At 43.1% G+C, this 20,005-nt stretch carries 14 protein-coding genes and 1 pseudogene; 2 read left to right on the forward strand and 13 right to left on the reverse strand.

What is annotated here, in order from left to right; translation table 11 throughout:
* Positions 1 to 24: 24 nt before the first annotated feature.
* From F2B13_RS18010 to F2B13_RS18050, 10 genes and pseudogenes are all read right to left on the reverse strand, one after another.
* Positions 25 to 1,716: an amidohydrolase gene (locus F2B13_RS18010; RefSeq protein WP_149275350.1), complete on the reverse strand. Its 1,692-nt coding sequence runs from the start codon at positions 1,714 to 1,716 to the stop codon at positions 25 to 27.
* Between the two features lie 194 nt (positions 1,717 to 1,910).
* Positions 1,911 to 2,531 carry an ASCH domain-containing protein gene (locus F2B13_RS18015; RefSeq protein WP_149275349.1) on the reverse strand — a complete coding sequence of 207 codons (621 nt, stop codon included), beginning with the start codon at positions 2,529 to 2,531 and terminating at the stop codon, positions 1,911 to 1,913.
* Positions 2,532 to 2,654: 123 nt separating this feature from the next.
* Entirely contained in the window at positions 2,655 to 3,725 is a 1,071-nt protein-coding gene (locus F2B13_RS18020; protein WP_149304795.1) for an alpha/beta fold hydrolase, read from the reverse strand.
* A gap of 374 nt (positions 3,726 to 4,099) precedes the next feature.
* Positions 4,100 to 4,741, reverse strand: a complete 642-nt coding sequence (locus F2B13_RS18025) for a hypothetical protein (RefSeq protein ID WP_149275347.1) — start codon at positions 4,739 to 4,741, stop codon at positions 4,100 to 4,102.
* A 392-nt stretch (positions 4,742 to 5,133) separates the two neighbouring features.
* Complete coding sequence (locus F2B13_RS18030) at positions 5,134 to 6,135, reverse strand: YhdH/YhfP family quinone oxidoreductase (protein WP_149275346.1); 1,002 nt, start codon at positions 6,133 to 6,135, stop codon at positions 5,134 to 5,136.
* A gap of 609 nt (positions 6,136 to 6,744) precedes the next feature.
* Positions 6,745 to 7,425 (reverse strand): annotated as a pseudogene (locus F2B13_RS18035) (TraB/GumN family protein); the annotation flags it as partial.
* Between the two features lie 27 nt (positions 7,426 to 7,452).
* Positions 7,453 to 7,626, reverse strand: a complete 174-nt coding sequence (locus F2B13_RS20540) for a hypothetical protein (RefSeq protein WP_198439763.1) — start codon at positions 7,624 to 7,626, stop codon at positions 7,453 to 7,455.
* Between the two features lie 34 nt (positions 7,627 to 7,660).
* Positions 7,661 to 8,614, reverse strand: coding sequence for an NAD-dependent epimerase/dehydratase family protein (locus F2B13_RS18040; RefSeq protein WP_149275345.1), 954 nt, complete (start codon positions 8,612 to 8,614; stop codon positions 7,661 to 7,663).
* A 160-nt stretch (positions 8,615 to 8,774) separates the two neighbouring features.
* Positions 8,775 to 9,821 (reverse strand): glycoside hydrolase family protein, encoded by a 1,047-nt coding sequence (locus F2B13_RS18045; RefSeq protein ID WP_149275344.1) that lies wholly within the window; start codon positions 9,819 to 9,821, stop codon positions 8,775 to 8,777.
* Between the two features lie 603 nt (positions 9,822 to 10,424).
* Positions 10,425 to 11,798: a Gfo/Idh/MocA family protein gene (locus tag F2B13_RS18050; protein WP_149275343.1), complete on the reverse strand. Its 1,374-nt coding sequence runs from the start codon at positions 11,796 to 11,798 to the stop codon at positions 10,425 to 10,427.
* A 491-nt stretch (positions 11,799 to 12,289) separates the two neighbouring features.
* Here F2B13_RS18050 and F2B13_RS18055 point away from each other — a divergent pair, with 491 nt between their 5' ends.
* Positions 12,290 to 12,550, forward strand: a complete 261-nt coding sequence (locus tag F2B13_RS18055; RefSeq protein WP_149275342.1) for a hypothetical protein — start codon at positions 12,290 to 12,292, stop codon at positions 12,548 to 12,550.
* 615 nt (positions 12,551 to 13,165) lie between these two features.
* On the opposite strand, the gene F2B13_RS18060 is transcribed toward F2B13_RS18055, so the two are convergent.
* Both F2B13_RS18060 and F2B13_RS18065 read right to left on the reverse strand, forming a co-directional pair.
* The gene (locus F2B13_RS18060; protein WP_232622964.1) at positions 13,166 to 14,260 is read right to left on the reverse strand and encodes an adenylate/guanylate cyclase domain-containing protein; all 1,095 of its coding nucleotides are present in this window, start codon (positions 14,258 to 14,260) and stop codon (positions 13,166 to 13,168) included.
* Positions 14,261 to 14,502: 242 nt separating this feature from the next.
* Positions 14,503 to 15,369: a glycerophosphodiester phosphodiesterase family protein gene (locus F2B13_RS18065; protein WP_198439762.1), complete on the reverse strand. Its 867-nt coding sequence runs from the start codon at positions 15,367 to 15,369 to the stop codon at positions 14,503 to 14,505.
* Positions 15,370 to 15,682: 313 nt separating this feature from the next.
* Here F2B13_RS18065 and F2B13_RS18070 point away from each other — a divergent pair, with 313 nt between their 5' ends.
* Positions 15,683 to 17,656 (forward strand): FG-GAP-like repeat-containing protein, encoded by a 1,974-nt coding sequence (locus tag F2B13_RS18070; protein ID WP_149275340.1) that lies wholly within the window; start codon positions 15,683 to 15,685, stop codon positions 17,654 to 17,656.
* 4 nt (positions 17,657 to 17,660) lie between these two features.
* Here the strand turns inward: F2B13_RS18070 and F2B13_RS18075 are convergent, their stop codons facing one another.
* Positions 17,661 to 19,961, reverse strand: coding sequence for a ligand-binding sensor domain-containing protein (locus tag F2B13_RS18075; RefSeq protein WP_149275339.1), 2,301 nt, complete (start codon positions 19,959 to 19,961; stop codon positions 17,661 to 17,663).
* Positions 19,962 to 20,005: the final 44 nt, after the last annotated feature.

The following is a 20,005-nucleotide window of genomic DNA, read 5'->3' on the forward strand; positions in this document are numbered from 1 at the left end:
GAACGACGAGACGTGTGACCGCCCTTATTTTCTATAAATTTGTTTTCCTTCTTTGTAGGTTTCCAACACGACAATATTCTTTATGTCTTCCTCGGAAACTTTTAGCGGATTTTTATCCAGTACGACCAAGTCGGCCAATTTGCCTACTTCAAGCGTTCCTTTGGTATCTTCTTCGAAATGTTGATAGGCCGACCATTCCGTAATGCATTTCAGCGCCTCATAGGGTGTTAATTTCTGATCTGCCCCGATTACCTGTCCCGAACGGGACTTTCGTTCGACGGAAATGCCGACCATGCGCATCAAATTGGGCAGGGCCACAGGGGCGTCCGTATGAATGGTGAGCCGTAACCCTTTATTCAAAGCGGTTCTGGTCGGGCTGATAAAGTCTCCCAAACTATCACCGATGATTTGCTTGTGCCAGTCTCCCCAATAAAAGGCGTGGAGTGGAAAAAGGGAGGCAATCACGTTCAGTTCCTTGAACGTATCGAGCTGGTCTTTGCGAATGTACTGCCCATGAATGAGCACATTTCTACGATCGTCATTCCCTAATTCTTCCGCGGCAGATGTCATGCCACGTATCATTTGGTCGATCGCCGCATCGCCATTGGCATGTGTCAAGACCTGCCAATTATTTCTAAAAGCTTTCTTGTACAACGACGTCACCACACTATCTTCGGGGATGGCCGGATATCCTTTGTAGTCCGATCCGGCACCGTCTGGAGGAAGTATATAGGGTTGCGTACGCCATGCCGTTCTTCCCTGTGGAGACCCATCAAGGGTAATTTTCATTCCCCCGATACGGTAGTGATCGGTATACTTCTTACCCGTCCATTTTGCATCCATGTACTTATCTGCAAACATATAGTCGATATAGCTGACGACATCTAATTGTAATCGACCTGCTTCTGCGTTTTTGACCAAGCCCTCATGATTTTGCATCGTGCGTCCTTCTTGGGCGGTGGTATAGCCATACGACAATGCCATTTTTTGGCCGGCGTCAAAGAATTGCAGTGCGGCTTCAGGACTGGCTGGGGTAAGGGCCTCGGGATAATACGGAAACGCCGCCAGTTCCTCCAACACCCCGTTCGGTTCGTTGTTGGCTTCCCGACGAATAATACCCCCTTCAGGGTCTTCCGTTTGGGCATCTATACCCAATAGGTCCAATCCTTTGGAATTGACCACGGCAAAGTGACCCGAAATGTGGATGATCATTATGGGGAATTCGGTACTTACTTTATTCAGATCATGTTTGGTAGGAAACCGGTTTTCCTCCAGTACCGAATCATCGAAGCCCGCTCCGAATATCCATCCTGTTAAGGCCCTGTTTTCCGGGGTATTCCATTCTTTTAATATCGTGATCAGCGTCGGGATATCCTTGGCGCCCGCATCTGGTGGCGGTAAGATCTGCGCACCGATCGCCTGGGACGCAAAACTGTCAAAGTGGGCATGGCCATCGATAAACCCCGGAAGCATAGTACGCCCTTGAAGATCGATCTTTTGGGCCATTTCATAGTTTTTCTCCGCTTCTTCCTTCGTGCCTATAAATGAAATTTTTCCGTTTTCTTCGACCAAGGCCTCCACATATTGGGGGTCATCACCTGCCATGGTAACGATATCGCCATTATAGTATAGGGTTTGATCCGCTTGTTCGGTCTTTGTGGTACAAGACGCCAGAAGTACACAAAGGCTTGCAAAAACTAGAATGTTGTTTTTCATATCGGTAGGGTTTGGTTAGTATGGATGGCAGTGTCCTTGCTAAAAATAGTTCATTTTTTGGAGCAATCTCTTACATTGGCCCGTTTTTCGTGCCAAGCGCATGGCTGTATTTGCCTTTTTTGATGCAACACCCCATCAAAACGTTCGTCGGTGTGAGCAAAAATAACAAGCACTTAGATGGTACGCTTTGCGCCCTATTTGCTATCGCCCCGGTTGACCTTCGTATTCTTCGGCCAGACGGTTTTAAATCGTACGCACACTACGGGCATCTCCTGGGTAGGCTGTTCGCCTATTTCCTGTAAAGCGTCCTTAAAAAATGCCCAGTGCGCTTTTCTCCATCGCTCGAGAGGATTGACATCCATGCCCATATCCCATGCGGCATATTTCTCAGAAATTTTATGAAAGGGAACGGTGTCCACGCTCACATTTTCGATAATGGTCATGGCTTTGCCGTCAAAATCGGTTACTATTTGTTGGGCTCCAACGGTGGGTAGCGCTACGTTATAATGTTTGTACAAACGGTACAGGCCCGAAGAAGCTTTCTTTTTGCCCGTCAACGTCAAACGGGCCAATCGATCGGCATCTGCCCGATTGTTATGGAAAAAATCGGATTCAGGTACTGCCTTATCTTTGAATTCAGGATTGACCGCGATATAGTCGTTCCAAATTTGGGAAACAGAGGGGTGCAAGCCACTTTCGTGCTCCCCTTGTTTTTCTAGGTCCGTTTCGGAACCCATTTGGTATTCTGTTTTGGCCTTCGGTTCGGTTTTACAGCCTAGACACATGAAAAGTAATATAAGTGCTATATGTTTCATTAGCTTTTTTTTGGTAACTGTTTCGCTAATAGCTGGCGGGCCTTTTGGAGCACTTCATTATCAACCTGTGATAAAGTTTAAGTTGTACTACCCTTCAAAACAGCACGGTCCGACTGCTTGATTTTAGCCTTTGCTAGTGGCTTTTTCTTTCACGATTTCAATGATGGTTTGATTAAATCTTTCGGCCTCTTCATCTGGTACTTCATGTCCTGATTTTTCAAACCAAATGAATTTCTTTATTGGAGCTGTCATTTTGTTTAAATGGTTTTCAGCCACTATACTGGGTAAGTTCCAGTCATGGCGACCACCCATAAAATAAACAGGTACTTTTAATTCTTTGATATGTGAAATGTCTGTTCTAAAAGCAACGCCATCCATTCGTGCCGATGTGTAGTTAAATGCTTCGAACCAGTCATAGTCTTTATAATCCTCATACATTGATTCTGCTTTCTCAATTTCTTTTGCGAGATTCTTATCGTACACCGTACCTCCATATTTGACAACAAGTTCGTATTTGCTCATAAAACAATCCAAAATTGTAGCACAAACCGTACTATCCTTTTTTTCAATTAAATCTAACTTCTTCAATACTGCTTTCTCATTCCTTTTTTGAGCTTGCTCTTTTAACCATTGCATGGAAACGTCCCAGCTTTCCGCTACACTTATCACCTGCGAAACCCCAATATAGGCATAATAATCATCAGGGTATTTTTCGGCTAATTTCATTCCAATAACACTGCCATAAGAAAAACCAACCAGAAATATTTTTTCTGTGTTGAATTTCTTTTTTAGATATTGTGTCAACTCATGTGCATCATTGACCAAACTTTCAGGACCTAAGTTTTTCGGATTGGGACTATGCATATAAGATTGGCCACATCCAGATTGATCCCAAGAAACTAAAATTATTTCTTTGGTTAAATCAGTATTAAAATATCTTAGATGTGGTGTCTGAGGCCAGCCCGGTCCGCCATGTAGAAAAAGTAGCACCGGTAACCCATCAGAAGCTCCCGTCATTTCTACATATTGTTTTTCGCCACCTAATTCAATGAATGTCTTTTCTTGGACGGTTCTTGTACTTTCAGATTGCATTTTTTGCTCATTCCCTTTGTTATGGTTTAGGCATCCTAAAAAAGAAACGACAAATGGTATTAGCAAAAGATGTTTCAAGTTTGTCATTTGATTTAATTTCATGGTGTTCGTTTAGCTTCAAATTGCCGCTAACATCAGTCTGTCCCTACCCTCATTTTGATCTTATGAAAGTACCATATTTAGAGTTTTTCAAAGGTACTTAAGCCTTCAGTTTTAGGGCGGAGAACTTACTATTTTCTGTAACCAAAAAACGAGCCTGTTATTTTGCCGTTAACCGGAAGGTGTTCTGCTTACTATTTTGAGTTTGGAGAAGTAGGGGTTCAATGGTGGGGCAACGGTTTAGACAAGCGTAGTATGAAATCTCCAAAATTACTTACTTGTGGGTCGACCGTAAACCTGTGTATTTGTAACCCCTTCCTTATTCAGTAATTTACCCCCTTTTGCGATGGCTGATATCGGTGGGTCTTTTTATTAGTTTATACGTTCAAGTTGACATCTATCGTATAAAGTGAAACCAGGTAAATACTGAATGCGGTTAAGGCGACCAAATAGGGCTTATATTTTCTTTTATTTTTTTTATCCCAAAAAATCAAACCCACAAGAATTGATATGACTACTACATATGGGATTTTAAAAGGACCTAAATGTTCTAATTCCAATACAAAGAAAATGATTCTTCCTAAAGTTGGACCCACAAAAATTAAAGCAATAGCTATCATATATCTCATATGTAATGCCACATCTTTTTTGTGGATTACAGCAAGCATGTAAAATAACAGCAAGAGGGCAATGTCAAAACTGGCGTTTAATGGAAAAAGCCCTTTCCCATATTCTTTTATCATTTGGGGAATAAAAGACAGAATTAATGCAAAGAATACGAAATATGAAATCTTACCAAGTGTCCGATGGAGACTGAAATTCCCGGACCTAATCAACAGAGGTTGTGCAATAAAAAGGGTAATCCATAATGAAGCTGTAAATGCATGGATATGTGTATACCCATCAACAGTACCCACAAATTCAGGAGATAAAACAAAATAGGTTTTGTAAAACCCTAAGAAAGTCAGCGGAATGAATACCAAAAAAATGAAGCCAATATTTTTATATTCCTTTTCCATCTTTTTATTTTTTAAGGACCACCACCTTGTTTATATCGCTGTAAAATGCATATTCATACCCTCCAATCAAGTCGTTAAACAATGATTATCCGCCTTTTCGTCATCCCCGAGCGACATTGCCGCTTTAATGATACTGGGGGGCGCCCAATTAAAAAAAGCAGGTATAGAAAAGTTCTACACAATGAGGTGGGGCAAGTCTAAATATAGGGGTTTTAGGGCAGAGTACTTACGGTTTTCTGCAACTCTTAAATTGGGGCTGTGCTTTTGCCGTTCTTCAGCTTCGCTATTATCGCCCTTTCCCTTATAATCGCTGCCGGTACGCTACTTGCTATGCGTCGCCTTGGGGAAGTAAGCTCGACATTGTGGACAACGGCAGTCCGACGGGTACGTATTTATGCTGTTACTTTCAAAATAGTCCTTCCTTTTAGTTGACCTTCGCGCATCAAGGCGATTTTTTGCTGCACCTCTTCAAGTGTAATTTCGAAGCACGTATCTTCTAATTGTTTTGGTTTCCATTTATCCGATAGCATTTCCCATACCATGGCCCTATATTTCATCGGGTAGTTTTGAGAATCAATTCCAATTAGTGCAACCCCTCTCAGGATAAAAGGGAAAACGGTTAGGTCAAGTTTGGGCGATGCTACATTACCACAACAAGTGACTACACCCATTGAAGCGGTTGACTTAATAATGTTTTCAAGTATTTCTCCGCCAACAGTGTCTATGGCTCCCGCAAATAAAGGCTTCAACAAGGGTTTTTTATCTAATTTTTCAATCTCGCTGCGCACTATAATTTCTTGTGCACCAAGGTTTATCAAATAATCTTGTTCAGTTTCCTTCCCAGTTATCGCGGCTACATGGTATCCTAATTTGCTCAATATTGCAACACTTAATGAACCAACTCCACCTGTCGCTCCTGAAACCGCTATTTTCCCATCCTCCGGTTTTATCAATTCAGTCAGCCTTAAAACCGACATGCCCGCTGTTAACCCAGCTGTTCCATACACCATGGCTTCTTTCATTGACAAATTCTCAGGTAATTTAACGGCCCATTGAGAAGGTACTTTAATATATTCAGCAAACCCTCCGTCTGTATTCATTCCTAAATCATAGCTGGTGACTATTACCTTCTCCCCTACTTTTAGCGTTGGGTCGTTCGATTTTTCTATTATTCCAACAGCATCAATACCAGGGGTATGGGGATAACTTCTTGTAACCCCTTTATTTCCGGAAGCCGACAATGCATCCTTATAATTTAATGAACTGTAGTGCACTTTCACCAGTATTTCCTCTTTGTCTAAAGGACTAAATTCCATTTCTTTTACTGAACCTATGTAGCTGCCATTTTCCTCTTCAACACGAAAGGCCTTAAATGTAGAATTCTTATATGTCATTTATATAGTCTTTTAATTGTACATGAAATTTTTAGTATATGTGTTTCAAGTCATTGAACTTTTAAATAATAGTTCGCCGTTTTTGCAATAAGCAACACCATTGGTTGATATCGCTGTAACATACATGGATATCCCCTCAAATTGACCGGTTTTAGAGTGTTACGCACCTTCTTTTTTTACAAAGAAGTCATTTGTCAAAAGAGTTGATCTTGTAGGTTCCGAACCCCGCATTTCTTTTTTGTGCTTACATGCTTCTTCCCAAAACTCCCCCATTATACAAAAATTTTATCTTCTAAGATTTGGGATGTCATTCTTAATTTGTTTCGTGATGTAATTCTTTCACCAGGGTTGAAATTATTTGCTTCTATTGCCGAAATAGTATTCACCTCAAAAAGGTGATTCTGTTTCATTGAAGTCGGTGTTGATCTTTACATCGTAATAGTGGCTTAGGAGGGAGCTTACAACGTGGTCCGCCTGATTTTAAATATTTCCAATACATCCCGCTGCCCTTATTATCTGTCTTAAATTTTTAAGGTCGCTTTCCAATACCCCATACCGTATCGTGTAGGGTGGGTTTTGATGTCACTTTACATCGGGTTGCACCACTTGTTACTTTAGCGGTATTGGCGTAATGGTATACCCAAGTTCCTTTAATTGGGGTATCAATCCACATTCATACATTAAATGACTTAATCCAACGGCAATAAAGCGGTTATTCGATACTAGCTTTTTGCGAAGATTAACCATCCATTGCCTGTTTCTGTCGGTGAGCACAAGTGCATTGTTACAAGGTTCCTTGAACTTATAGTCGATTTCCATATTGGCATACCAATCTGTTTCTTCACAATACCTTGAATTTCCACTGCGTATTTTATAAATAATGTTCGCAAGTCTCCTTTTATGACTTTTTCGGGGCATGCCCTCCACATCTTTATTAATCAGGGCGATTTGCGCTTCGGTCGTTTCAAGCCCATAGCGTGCGATATCTTGTTCCATGGCTTTGGAACTGATATAATCATCCAAGGAAAGGGAGGTATCGTTCGCACTTTTGACCAAGCAGACCTGTTGTTTGAAATGTCTGTTCAGAAAAACATACATCTCGGTCGGTGTCATCTTGTTATAATCGGTGGGGCTTGTAGCGAAGAGGTTTTTAATGAAGCTCAAGTCGTTTTTGCTGAGATATCTATCCCACCTGGTTCTTGTGGCCCTTCGATTGATAATATCCTCAGCCATTTTGCCGGGAATGTTCAGGTTTTCCTTAATCAATACATCACAGGACGCCAAGGCTTGGTTGGCTTTGGGTAAGGCGTCAAAAAATCATTTCCCGAAGGCATGATGGGTTCCAAAAAGGTACGAGGTCTTATCGGAATTTTGGTGGGTTATTTCGAATAGAATGGTGTTAACATTTTGCGTATCATCGGCATTTTGACCTTTCAGATAGGTGGTAGTCCATATTAGAATTAGTACTGTAATGATTTTCCTAACTATCATTTTTTCTAAGTATTGGCTATGCCCGTGTTAGCGGTTATATTGTTATTCCCTGCTGCTCGAAGTACTTCGAAATGGCCTCATGAACCGCTTGTAACGAGCTATATTTTGGTCGATAATTCAATACCTTCTTTGCTTTTGCTATGCTTCCACAAGCACTATGGGCTATGTGATCCCAAGTCAATTCCGCATCCCTTCTATGGACCTCTTTTTTCCAATCTTTCCAAGGTAAAAACTTTAATTTAGGTTCTTGCCCGAACAGCTTTGCCATTTCTTCCGCATAGCCTCTCAACGTCAGGGCTTGTTCAGAAAGTACGTGAAAACTCTCTCCGAGGGCATTTTCTCTGTGTGCAATGGCCCTCATAAATGCCTGCGCTACATCATCGGCATGCACATGATGAACGGTTTCCATGCCTAGATTAGGTAAAATTATTTCTTCTCCCTTAGTCAACTTTACAAATACTTCCGGGTTTAGGTTTCCAACCGGATTAATAGGCAACCAGCCAGGTCCCGTAATATGGCCAGGATGCAATATCGTAACAGGAAACCCGCATTCTTGATGAATGGCATGTAGATAAGCTTCAATATTCGCCTTATTAATGCCATATGACCCAAAGGGATTTCGTATTTGGTTTTCGGTAGTCGGTACTTGTGTACTGTGACCATGCACCCACATCGTGCCACAATGAATCACATGTTTCACCCTGCCCTTTACTGCTTCTACGAGTTGCTTCGCGCTTTGAGGTGTGAAGCAAATCAAGTCAATTAGTATCTCCACATTGAGGGCGGCCATTTGAGAACCGAAATCCCCATTTTCCTCAGCTTTCGTTCGATCAATGGTCACATACTCCACGGATTTCCAAATTTCATGATCGATATAAGGACGAGTTTGTCGGCGGCTTACACAGACCACACTATGGCCGGCCTCCACGAGTCTTGGAACCAGATAAGTTCCAATATGACCGGTTCCTCCAATGATTACTACTCTCATTTTAGTCTTATCAGATTATCACTTACGGCACGTGTAAGTTTAGTGTTAGTAGCGGATATACATACGGTTATACGTCTTATAGCAAATGATAATTGGTTGTTAATCCAACGGTGCCACTCCCCCCGAACCCGCTGTCAAATTTATACTTTGATATGGCCATTCATTTTATTAAATCTTTTGATGTTGCTAATGCAATTACTCTACCACTATTACCTACGGCATTATAAAAGTGGTAGACAACACCCTTCCATTTAAGTACCCAAGGCTTATGTGCGTATTTGCTATCAAAATTTTCAGAAGGTGCTACTAAGTCTTCTCCATCCCAATCCGTCCAGTTTATTAAATCATATGAGCAGGCAAAGCGTTCAAAAGCTCCGGGTTTCCAGAAAGCCCCAAAATAAAACATCACGTATATATCACCTATCTTTGCAATTTGAGCATCCCCGCAAATACCTTCTTTTCGTGTAATCACAGGTTCTTCTCCAAATCGTTTCCAGGTGAGCATATCATCAGACACGGCCATAGCAATACTTTCGTAATCGCCTTCACCTTTGGCATTATAATACATCACAAAAGGATGACCAGTGTGTTTTAGGCTATCGCGAATAACCAAGCTTTTATAAATGGTTTTATTTTCGAACTTCCTTGCATCCTGATCATCGGGCGTTAAAAGCGGAGCAAACTCTGTATTCCATTCCTTTGCATCGGTTAAAGTTGTAGCGTTGGCCAGGCCAATTTTCAAGGTACCTGCTTCGTATCCAATCGTATTTCCTCCCAAGTAAGTCATCCAGTATTTATTCTTGTATTTTTCCACAAAATAATCGCCTCCCCAATTAATGTCTACCAATGAAACATAGCCTGCCTTTTGATTGGCGTCCCATGTATTTTCAGTAAATGACAATATTTTTCCTTTCGATTCCCAGTGGAGTAAATCCTCACTTTTCGCCAACCAGGTTTCGTAACCTTGTCCATCAAAAATAATATAAGTCATGTACCAGATATCATTCTCACGAAAGATCGTTGGACTGTCAATCCTTTTGGTAGTATCGGGATGTTGAAATACGACACCGTATTTAAAAGGTGTGTTCACCTCATTGTAAATTCTCTCCATTTCTTCTTGGGGTACCCTATTTTTTAATGAGGTATTTGTTCGATTACAAGCAAAAAAAGTTAGTGCCCCAACTGCCATTACTACTAAACTCTTCATTTTAAATGTTTTACTCTCCTTTTTTTGGTCCGCCCAACGAACGGCTAAAGGCGGTTTGGTGATTTCTACGGAAAGATAGCAAAACCTGAAACGATAAAGTGGATATCCGCCTTCCTATAAAATTCGGGCGACAGTTACCTTGGCCGAAGGACGCAGCCCTGTAGCGCTCTAAGTGCGCTATTGGGAGTATAAATTACCGGGGTAATTTGCTCTTAGCTTACGTTATGTCACGTATCCGCTTGAGCAGAGGGCTGGAAGCTGGTTGTAGCAGTTACTCCATCGCCATTTATATAGCAAGGAGAAAAGAGGTATCATGGTATGTTTCCATTCACCGATAAAGGAACGAGGTGCGCTCTGGTAAAGGCGACCATCTTTTCTTTCGTAACGGCATAGGTTACCGGGAGATGATCAGGTCTTTCGTCTTTTCTTATAATTTACGTGATTTTGCTTCCCCCTACTGTGGAATGACTTTTGGTAATCCCTGCCTTTCCACTCCATATATTTGAATATATTCAATCTGTCGTTTGCGGTTGAAAACCTTGGCTAGTAACCCTGTTACAGTCCCCTTTTCGATCCATCCTATTTTTTAAGACCATCGTTCCATTAAAACCCGGCCACGCCCCAATTTTTGCGATAATTTCGACGGAGGTATTTGTTGGCCTCAGGATGATGGGGAAATCGCATGTTGACCGCATCCCATTCAAGGACCGTGTCGGGCACTCGTATCGCCACCGTACCTAATAGGATGGCTTCTGTCATAGGACCGGATTGCGCAAAATGTGATTCTGTTTTTTCACTACCCAGACAGGCATCTGCGAAATGGTGGTAGTGATTTCGGTCCTCTAATTTGGGGGGGCTGTAATCTGTGTATTTGTCTTCCGGTAAGAGCACAGGCATTTCTTTATGCGGTATAAGCAGTGCCCCTTCGGTTCCTATGAGCATGGCCGATTCTGCCGGATACGGCTGCTCGGGAAACAAGGCCTGTATCTCCCACGGAGGATAAAACTCCCCATCGAACCATTCTACGGGCAGCACATCCGATTCGGTAAGCTCGTTGCCGGGGAACATCCAAGTGATATGGTCTCCTTGCGGCCAGGTATCGCCGTTTCGTGCAGCAGATTCTTGCCAAGACTCCTGTACCTTGGCCACGACGGACTTTGGCGCTTTCAAATCGAGGCCTTTCCACACGGCGTCAAATATATGGCATCCGATATCTCCGGACCATCCCGTTCCGAAATCCTGCCACGACCTCCATATGGTCGGATGATAGATATCGGGGGCATAGGGGCGCATCGGTGCGGTCCCTATCCAAAGGTCCCAGTTCAAATGGGAGGGAACATCCTGTCCTTGACGCGGGCGCGGGCCGGGCAACCTGTAGGTCTCAATGGCCGACGGGCGATTAGAGCAGAGGTACACATGCTTGACCTTTCCTATCGCGCCATTCTTGATCAGTTGTACCGCCGAGCGATCACCTTTGCCCGAAGCATGCTGCGTACCAAGTTGTGTAATTACCCCTGCCTCTATCGACGCTTCGGTCAGCTTTCGCACCTCCGCCACATCATGGCACATAGGCTTTTGACAGTACACGTGCTTTCCGTCTTGTATGGCCCGATAGGCAATGGCAAAATGGTTATGGTCGGGCACCGTCACATTCACCGAGTCAATTCTATCGCGCTCCTGTTCAAGGAGCTCACGCCAATCAGAATACGTTCGGGCATCGGGAAGGGCTTCCGCTGACCTTTGCAAGTTGTTCGCATCTACATCACAAAGTGCTACGATCTCTACATCGGGATGTTCCATAAATTTCTGAAGGTCGTGCCATCCCATTCCCCCAACCCCTATACAGGCATGTTTCAATTTGCTCTTTGGTGATGCAAAACCCACGGAGGAATTTGCTACAAAGGGGGCCGCGAATGCCGCTGCCGTCATTGAACCCAAGAATTTACGTCGCGATACCGATCTGTTTTGGTTTTTCATAACGAAAAGATTTCAACTTGCTGCGGTATTCACTGAAATTCCGCATAGTACATCATTAAATATAGGCATTAGGGACGAGTTTTATCTTGACCGGACATTTACCAACCTTGAGCATACTAAAATGTCTTCCATGCGATCGAAGGGTACACCATTAAACGATGGCATATTTCCGTAAATCATAGAATACCCAATTTCGTGTACCCATGGCATACAAGGTTTAATCGGCCCTATCCTCATTAATACCATTCTTCAGCTCTCCGATAGATTCAGGTATTCCGGTGTTCCAAAACTTGATCCTAGAGGTATTCGATTTGTTTTCAAAGAGGTACGGACATGTCGTCCTTGTACATCCCTAAGTTTCCCATCCTTTAGTGCGTCGAAAATGGTACTTCAATGTACTGAAAAAAGTTAAAATTTTTCGATAATCATCCATGTTTATTATATTTGGATTATATCCATATAAATGGATTATATCCATAATTGTTGTCACTATGGTCAGAAATATTGTATTTAGGAACAACGACAGGTTTGCTATAAAACACCTGTTGATACAGATTGGGGAAGCCACACTTAGCCATAACTGTCGCAACAAAAAACTGAACAAGCCAAGACAGATGAACCAATTTTATCTGGAAACCGATCAACATCGCACCATGCTTAAATACCGCTATCCGCAAAAGGGTGTTGAGGGGATTATGCAGGTCGATAATTACGACCTTCCCGAAAATGGTTGGATACGGGTGAGAGTATAGAAGGTAGCGAAACGCAAAAGAAAAGCGATATTGAATATGACCGATTACGAGAAATTGAACCTTTACAGGCAGGAAAAGATGCTTGAAAAACTTTTAAAATTCAGACTTAGAGATCATGGATTCTGTTGGGTCAAGGTCGAGTGCTACAATCGGTTCGACGGAGACCGGACGATGTGCCGTGTCGAGGTTTTTCGCGGAGGTAAGGAAATTAGACACAGGCTAATGAAGTATGAAGCTTTTTTAGGCCGTTCTTTTGTACGGGACTTTGAAGCGCATATGTATCCGTTATTAGAATGAAGATATCACCTTAAACGGAAGCTCTAGCATATGGCTATGAGGCTGTCAAATTGTAAAACACTTCGTAATTTACGTACCTAATTTTTTTGTCATTCGGCAAGCATGATAGCCATAAGACCGGCCATCTTGTAATAGGGGCAATAAAATGGGAAAAAAGGCATCTAATTCGAACACCCATTAATTGAGCAGGACGACAACACTCTGGAAATAAACAAATTACCAATCTATTTTAAAGCCCCAGCTCCTTCCCGGTTCGTCTTCTGATGTTCGAATGATATAAAGCGACTCTGAGGATCTTGCTAGAGTTTCATCGCTCGCCTAAACAGATGGGGCAAGGGTAAACAGTTCCATATGCCTTGTTTTACCCGTAAGGGCATGGTCTCCCATAAAAGTAATTTCGTAGTCCGATGTGAATGACAGCTGTTCCATCAAATCCAAAGAAACCAGAAGATCTACCCCTTTTTCATTGCAAAGTGACTGAATTCTTGCCGTCGTATTCAGTACATCGCCCGTAAAAATAATTTCCTTTTTCAATGCCCCAATCTCTCCCGTAGTCACGGATCCACAGTGAATCGCAGCTTTAAACTCGGGCGCTACACCAAATTTTGAAATGTACCCTTCCGATTTTTTATGTAGCTGCTCTTTCATGGCAAAGAAACAACGCACACAATTATTCTTTTCGATGCCCTTAGGAAATTCCCAGGTAATGACGATCTCATCGCCTACATATTGATACACTTCGCCAGAATGGAGCACGATGGCATCGGAAAAATCAGCATAATAGGCCCTTAAAAGTTCAAAATATTGAATATGTCCCAGATCTTCTGCTATGGTTGTGGAAGCCTTCATATCAACGAACATAAAAATTCGGCGTTCTTCTTTTGGTGTATGATACTTGCCCGTGAAGAAATTATAGAGCACATGCTGCCCCAGATTATCACTAATTTCGGCGTACAACAGCGAAAGAAGTAATTGAAATGCCAGTTGAACTGCCGTACTTAAATGGGTTATACTGAAAAAGAAAAGTACATAACGGTCCCAGACAGCGCTATCAAACACTGAGGTTTTCAATTCAATGCTTGCCGCCAACATATAGAGTACTAACATGAGTACCGACATCAATACAAGGTACAAGATGAACTTGCCTAAAATTTTCAGGCCCAGGTTCAGTTTTCGAAAGAGATGTGCTACAAAGAATACCTCCACGACACCGACAAAAATGCCGACCAAAAAAACGCTCAGACTTGCAAAGGCAAAAATAACCGGTGAAATCTTTATGGCCGATTCAAGGGACTTCGACTGGTCACCCAATACGGCATGCTCGCTTAACATAAAAACCCATCCGACCACGAGCCATATCACTCCAAAGGGAATGATTCTCGATATATTTCTTTTTGCCCTAGGCCCTATCACTACTAAGCTTTTGCTGACTTTTTTAAGAAAATTAAAGATAAGGATTTCCCCATCAAAAGACTTTAACCTCCAGACATCAATAAATAAGAAAGTACATAACTAGCTAAATAGACCTGCATGTACACCTCGTATTATCGTTGCTACACACGTATCATTCGGCAAAGAACTTTTTACAAATAGATGTCAGGAATGAGGGATGATTATTGCGCTGAAGTAGTATACATTCCTAGGTAAGGGCCATGTCATTTCGAATTCCTATAGCCATTTTCTTTGAGAAGCGCCAGCAATTGCTCGGGCTCATCGGTCTGAATGATATTGGCATCGTGTTGAAGTACTACCCCGAGTACTTTCTGCCCATTTCCTCGACGAATTTCCTCATCGAGGTCGCCCAGTGTATTAATCCATATGCGCGCGTCGTGACGCACTAAAAAATCGGTCAGTTCCTTCGTGTAGAATTCATCATCAATGTGAACGACGGGAGGAGAAAATCGGGTGATTGCAGAATCTGCCATCTGAAAAGAATACGCCCTGGGCATGATTTTCGCTTTCGGATGAAATTGTTTTACCCGATCTAACTGCTCATAATCATTGTCAAAATAAAAGACCTGATCCATGGTACCTGTTTTTTTCAAGGCGGCAACAATACCCTTTACATTATCGGTTTTCATATCAATATCGATCATAATCTTTCCTTTGGCGACCTTTAAAAATTCTTCAAAGGTCGGTATGGTTTCAGTACTTATCTCCCCCTTCTGATTTTTTAGGTGGTACTTTCGAATATCGGCCAAGTTCATTTCCTCGACCTTGCCCGAACCTGTGGTGGTGCGATCAATGCTCGAGTCGTGCATGAGTATGAGCTTTCCATCTTTTGTCGTTCGTACATCGGCTTCGATAATGTCGACTCCGATGTCAATACCTTTTTGTGTCGCGGCAATCGAATTTTCAAAATTACCATGGTGAGCCCCCCTATGAGCGGCCACCAAAACAATGCCATCATCGGGATTTTGAAATTCGCTCAGCGTTTCTGAAAGTGCGGGAGACCGTTGGGTGCTCTTACAAGCCTGTACTACAACAAAGGCCACTATGACCCATATCCTAATCAACCTCATGATATTCATTTTTTTATATTTATAAAGCATATAGGGTTTCAAAGATATTCGTAAGAGCTTAGCTTTTTTTCTTCATTCTTGATTAAAATACATCATATTTTGACCGCCATGCATCAGCCAGGACTTTCAACTTTACATAGAATCAACAAACGAGACCTTGATTTGTCCATCGTCATAAGGCCCAAATGTATTTCTACGATCAGGAACGTCCCGTAAGACATCATCAATTTTCTATAGAATCAAGTCAATAATACCGAAGCAACACCCTAAAGGTTTGTTTATATTTACCTAAAGTGTCTTTGAATAAAAAAACATGAATTGGATAAAGCCTACCCTACTGTTAAGTACTTTGATTTTTCTAACCTATTGGACCAAATCAAGGCCTACCCATACCAGCCCAACGAAAGAGGCAACGTTCGAACGATTGCCTTATAATAACCCGGGGCTTGTGGTAGATCTTGGCGTAGGCCTTTGGGCCTCTCCCCTGCCTATGGATTATGATGGGGATGGAGATTTCGATCTTTTGGTCTCTTGCAGCGATGTACCCTTTCACGGCCTTTTTCTATTCGAAAATTCGTCCGGGGATAACTTTCCGGTCTTTGAACCTCCCGTTAAAGTCGGGGAACCTATAAAGCATATTCAAGTGTCTTATGTCAACGGGGAGCCAAGATTCTTAGTGCCCGGCAAAGAACTACTTGACGTCAAAGCTTCTATTATGGACAAAAACAAAGCCCTATTCGACGGAGATGCTTTTGACGCCTTACATAACAAAATTCGCTTCAACCAATGGAAGTATGTAGACTACGAAAACGACGGTGATCTTGATATTGTAGTAGGTATACAAGATGGTGAGGATTACGGTTGGGACAATGCCTTCGACGAAAACGGGGTCTGGACCAATGGGCCATTGCATGGCTATGTGTACCTTATTGAAAATGTCGACGGTGATTACCAACTCAGGGACAAAATAAGGGCAGGAAATAAGCCCATCGACGTGTACGGTGCGCCTTCCCCCAATTTTGATGATTATGACAATGATGGAGACCTCGATATCATTTGTGGCGAGTTTCTGGACAAATTTACCTACTTTGAAAATATTGGAACCAGAACACAACCCAAATATGCAGCGGGTAGGTATCTCGCCAACGCGCATGGGGTCATTACTATGGATTTGGAAATGATTCTTCCCGTTTCATTGGATTGGGACAAAGACGGTGATATCGATCTTGTCGTGGGTGATGAAGACGGTCGCGTGGCATTTGTTGAAAATACGGGAAAGGTCACCAACCATTTGCCCATATTCAATGCTCCCAAGTACTTTCAGCAAAAAGCCAAAGAGGTCAAGTTTGGAGCCTTGGTCACTCCTTTTAGTACAGATTGGGACGATGATGGTGATGAAGACCTTATATGTGGTAATTCGGCCGGGTACATCGCATTCATCGAAAATCTGGAAAACGGTGAGACCCCCAAATGGAATGCGCCCCAACTTTTGGGGAATCAGAAGGGCATCATCAGAATACAAGCGGGGGAAAACGGTTCGATTCAGGGACCCTGCGAGGCGAAATGGGGCTACACTACCCTATCTGTCGAAGATTGGAACCACGATGGCCTAAAAGACCTCATCGTCAATTCAATTTGGGGGAAAGTGGTCTGGTACGAAAACGTGGGGAGCCAAGGAAAGCCTGAACTCGGCCCCGAACAGCCTATTGGGATCCATTGGCCAACACAACCTCCTAAGCCCGAATGGTTTTGGTGGGACCCCCAACCTAATACCTTGGCCACACAATGGCGAACCACCCCTACCGCTATCGACTGGAACAAAGACGGCTTAATGGATCTGGTCATGCTTGATCAAGACGGTTATTTAAGTTATTACGAGCGGACCAGGAAAGGCGAACAACTTATTTTAAAACCTGGAAAACGTATTTTTTACTCCGCCAACGGCACCTATGACCGTAAAAATAACCTCATCGCTAGTGAAGACGGACCTCTGCGCTTGAACGAAGCCAAGTATGGCAGTAGCGGAAGAAGAAAATTAGCCTTCGGCGATTGGGACGGGGATGGCGATACCGATCTTATTCTCAACGGTATCAATGCCATTTTTTGGGAAAATGTCGGCCAGACTCCGGAAAGGGTCGATTTAAAATTCCACGGTAATTTTTCCGATAGAAAGTTGGCAGGCCATAGCACAAGCCCGACGCTGGTGAATTGGGACCGTGAAGGAAAACCTGATTTGTTGGTAGGTGCCGAGGATGGTTATTTTTACTATATGAAAAACGATGAGTAATAGGTCACACATCTTTCACCAAAAGTTCACCCTCTTTCCGGGTGTTCTTCTGATCCCTAATAAGGGTAAGGTATCGACCCATCCAATACGGCAGTAACCAATAAACGGGTTCACGCTCTTGTGCCGGATTTCCGCTCACGGCCTGATACGGGTTACGATCCCACCGAATGGTTCGATATTCGCTGGGAGGCCGCAAAGCTACCTGCAGTTCCTCTAAAATTGGTTGGCGTACCACTTGTAAATCTTCCCGCCTTCCATTATCGATATACCAATCGACCAAGTCTAAAGGCGCATCCTTCAAGAATTCAATGGAATCATCAAGACCTTCGTTGTTGTTGGCCAAAAGGTTGTAGGTAAAATTGAGAAAGGGGCTTTTGGTATTCCTATGCTTGTCAAACCATTTTTGAAGGTGTTCCCGATACATGCCCTTGAGTACCTGATCCTTTTCGAGCTGTACCAACGAAGGATAGATATAGAGCGATAAATAGATGTCAAAGTAGGTTTCCCAAGCGGGATTTGTGGTATGCAGCCGCTTTGCATTTTCAAGATAGCCTTCATTCTCGATAAGATTAATATACTCCTTTTGGTATTTCTCGTCATTGGTGATGTGATAGGTGAATTTTAAGAAGGCCAGCAATTCCAATGAATTCAAGGCTCTTTCAGGCGCCCATTCAGGGTCTTTATTGAGTAGCCGCGGCGACCATACCCCCCACTTGGTATGGGATCCATCCACGTCGGTCAAATTAAAATCATTGCGGATCAGGTGATCCATGATTTTACTGAAGTGCGCCGCTATCCGCTCTTTTTCATCGGCATCGGCGACTAACGTATAGTACCAATAATAACCGAACAGGTGACCACATAACTCATCGCTACTCGTATCTCCCTTCCATTTCCATTTACCATCGCTAGAAACATGCCAGCGTATTTCCACCGGTTTTTGTCTTGGGTTTTCAATAATGGCTTCGGCGATCTCCCGTTCCGTATACGTACGGTTCATATCATGGGATTTTTCCCAGGAAACCGGGATAATGGTTCTGGCGAAAAAGCCATCCGTTTCAGTAACCTCGCGTAAATAGTGAAGAAAATCGAAGGCCTTCTTGGCACGTCTTTTAGCCTCCGGGTTGCCGGTCGCCGCAAATCGAAACGACTCCATAGCCAAATACATCGCCGTATATTCCCCATCATTGTCATCATCATCGGGTTCGATCGTGGTCGTATCACCAGGAATGGTAAGCTTTGATCGCGCTACAATCCATGGTTCGCGTACGTGCCTTCTGATCAATTGGTCATAGAAGTAGTCGGCTTTTTGTGAAAGGGTCATTTCGGTCTTGCGAATGGCACTCACTCCTTCGGCCGTCGCAATCCAAGCGTTGCCCTCTTTATCAAAAGCGATATCCCTCACCTCATCCGATTGTAACCAGCGTTTACTTAAACGCACGGAATACACGCTGTCGCCCGGTGTAAATCTCGTAATACCATAATCGGTACCGATCCACATCGTTCCTTGGGGAGACTTTTTGACCACGTTAACCATAGCATTCGGTATACCGTGCTCTGGACGTAAATGACGCACCACCCCCTGCTCGTTTCGAATGGTGGTTCCTCCCATACAACCTATCCATAGCCGACCCCTGTCATCGGTATCGATTCCCTTGACATACGCACTGACCAAATCTTCATTTTGCTGATAAACCTTCGCCTTTTGACCCTCTTTGACATGGTAGAGCCCCACATCGGTACCAATCCATAAACCCCCTTTGCCATCCGATGCGGCCGCTCGTATGCTTCTGGCGGTACCATACTTTTTTTCAACCCACTGGTCATCCCTGAAAAGCCAAATACCATAAGGCCCCAAGGCGTATACACCCTCTTGGGCCACTACTAATTTTGCTATGGGCGGTTTGGGATCTTTCAATTTTTCAATACCGTTCCTACCATGGCGGTAGACCCCGTTCCATGTGGCCAACCAGATGTTGTTCTCATTGTCAATCGCGACATCATAGCCGGGGCCTTGGTCCTTACCTGTAATCTGTAATTGCCACAAATCACTGTTTGTTTTCTTACTGTACATGCCATTTTTAGTGGCTACCCAAATCGTTCCGTTTTGATCGGGTTGAATCGCCCTGACATCATTTGCCATAGCTTCCGATGGGCTTATTGTATAGCCTTGGTGGTATTCTTGGTCGAAAGGGATATCTATATAAAATCGGTCTTCGGAAGAATTTGTACGAGAGATTTCTTTTTCAGGAGATGTACAGGAGTATATTAAGGCAACAAAAAAAATGAACCACGATCTTCCCATATTTTTCTTTTTAACGTATTAGGCGACCAAACGTCACACTCTGT

Source organism: Pareuzebyella sediminis, assembly GCF_008367235.1.
Taxonomy (GTDB): domain Bacteria; phylum Bacteroidota; class Bacteroidia; order Flavobacteriales; family Flavobacteriaceae; genus Pareuzebyella; species Pareuzebyella sediminis.

Excerpts from the sequence above, each read along its gene's own strand:
- F2B13_RS18010 (WP_149275350.1), bottom strand. The coding sequence starts at position 1,716 with ATGAAAAACAACATTCTAGTTTTTGCAAGCCTTTGTGTACTTCTGGCG.
- F2B13_RS18015 (WP_149275349.1), bottom strand. The coding sequence starts at position 2,531 with ATGAAACATATAGCACTTATATTACTTTTCATGTGTCTAGGCTGTAAA.
- F2B13_RS18020 (WP_149304795.1), bottom strand. The coding sequence starts at position 3,725 with ATGAAATTAAATCAAATGACAAACTTGAAACATCTTTTGCTAATACCA.
- F2B13_RS18025 (WP_149275347.1), bottom strand. The coding sequence starts at position 4,741 with ATGGAAAAGGAATATAAAAATATTGGCTTCATTTTTTTGGTATTCATT.
- F2B13_RS18030 (WP_149275346.1), bottom strand. The coding sequence starts at position 6,135 with ATGACATATAAGAATTCTACATTTAAGGCCTTTCGTGTTGAAGAGGAA.
- F2B13_RS20540 (WP_198439763.1), bottom strand. The coding sequence starts at position 7,626 with ATGATAGTTAGGAAAATCATTACAGTACTAATTCTAATATGGACTACC.
- F2B13_RS18040 (WP_149275345.1), bottom strand. The coding sequence starts at position 8,614 with ATGAGAGTAGTAATCATTGGAGGAACCGGTCATATTGGAACTTATCTG.
- F2B13_RS18045 (WP_149275344.1), bottom strand. The coding sequence starts at position 9,821 with ATGAAGAGTTTAGTAGTAATGGCAGTTGGGGCACTAACTTTTTTTGCT.
- F2B13_RS18050 (WP_149275343.1), bottom strand. The coding sequence starts at position 11,798 with ATGAAAAACCAAAACAGATCGGTATCGCGACGTAAATTCTTGGGTTCA.
- F2B13_RS18055 (WP_149275342.1), top strand. The coding sequence starts at position 12,290 with ATGGTCAGAAATATTGTATTTAGGAACAACGACAGGTTTGCTATAAAA.
- F2B13_RS18065 (WP_198439762.1), bottom strand. The coding sequence starts at position 15,369 with ATGAGGTTGATTAGGATATGGGTCATAGTGGCCTTTGTTGTAGTACAG.
- F2B13_RS18070 (WP_149275340.1), top strand. The coding sequence starts at position 15,683 with ATGAATTGGATAAAGCCTACCCTACTGTTAAGTACTTTGATTTTTCTA.
- F2B13_RS18075 (WP_149275339.1), bottom strand. The coding sequence starts at position 19,961 with ATGGGAAGATCGTGGTTCATTTTTTTTGTTGCCTTAATATACTCCTGT.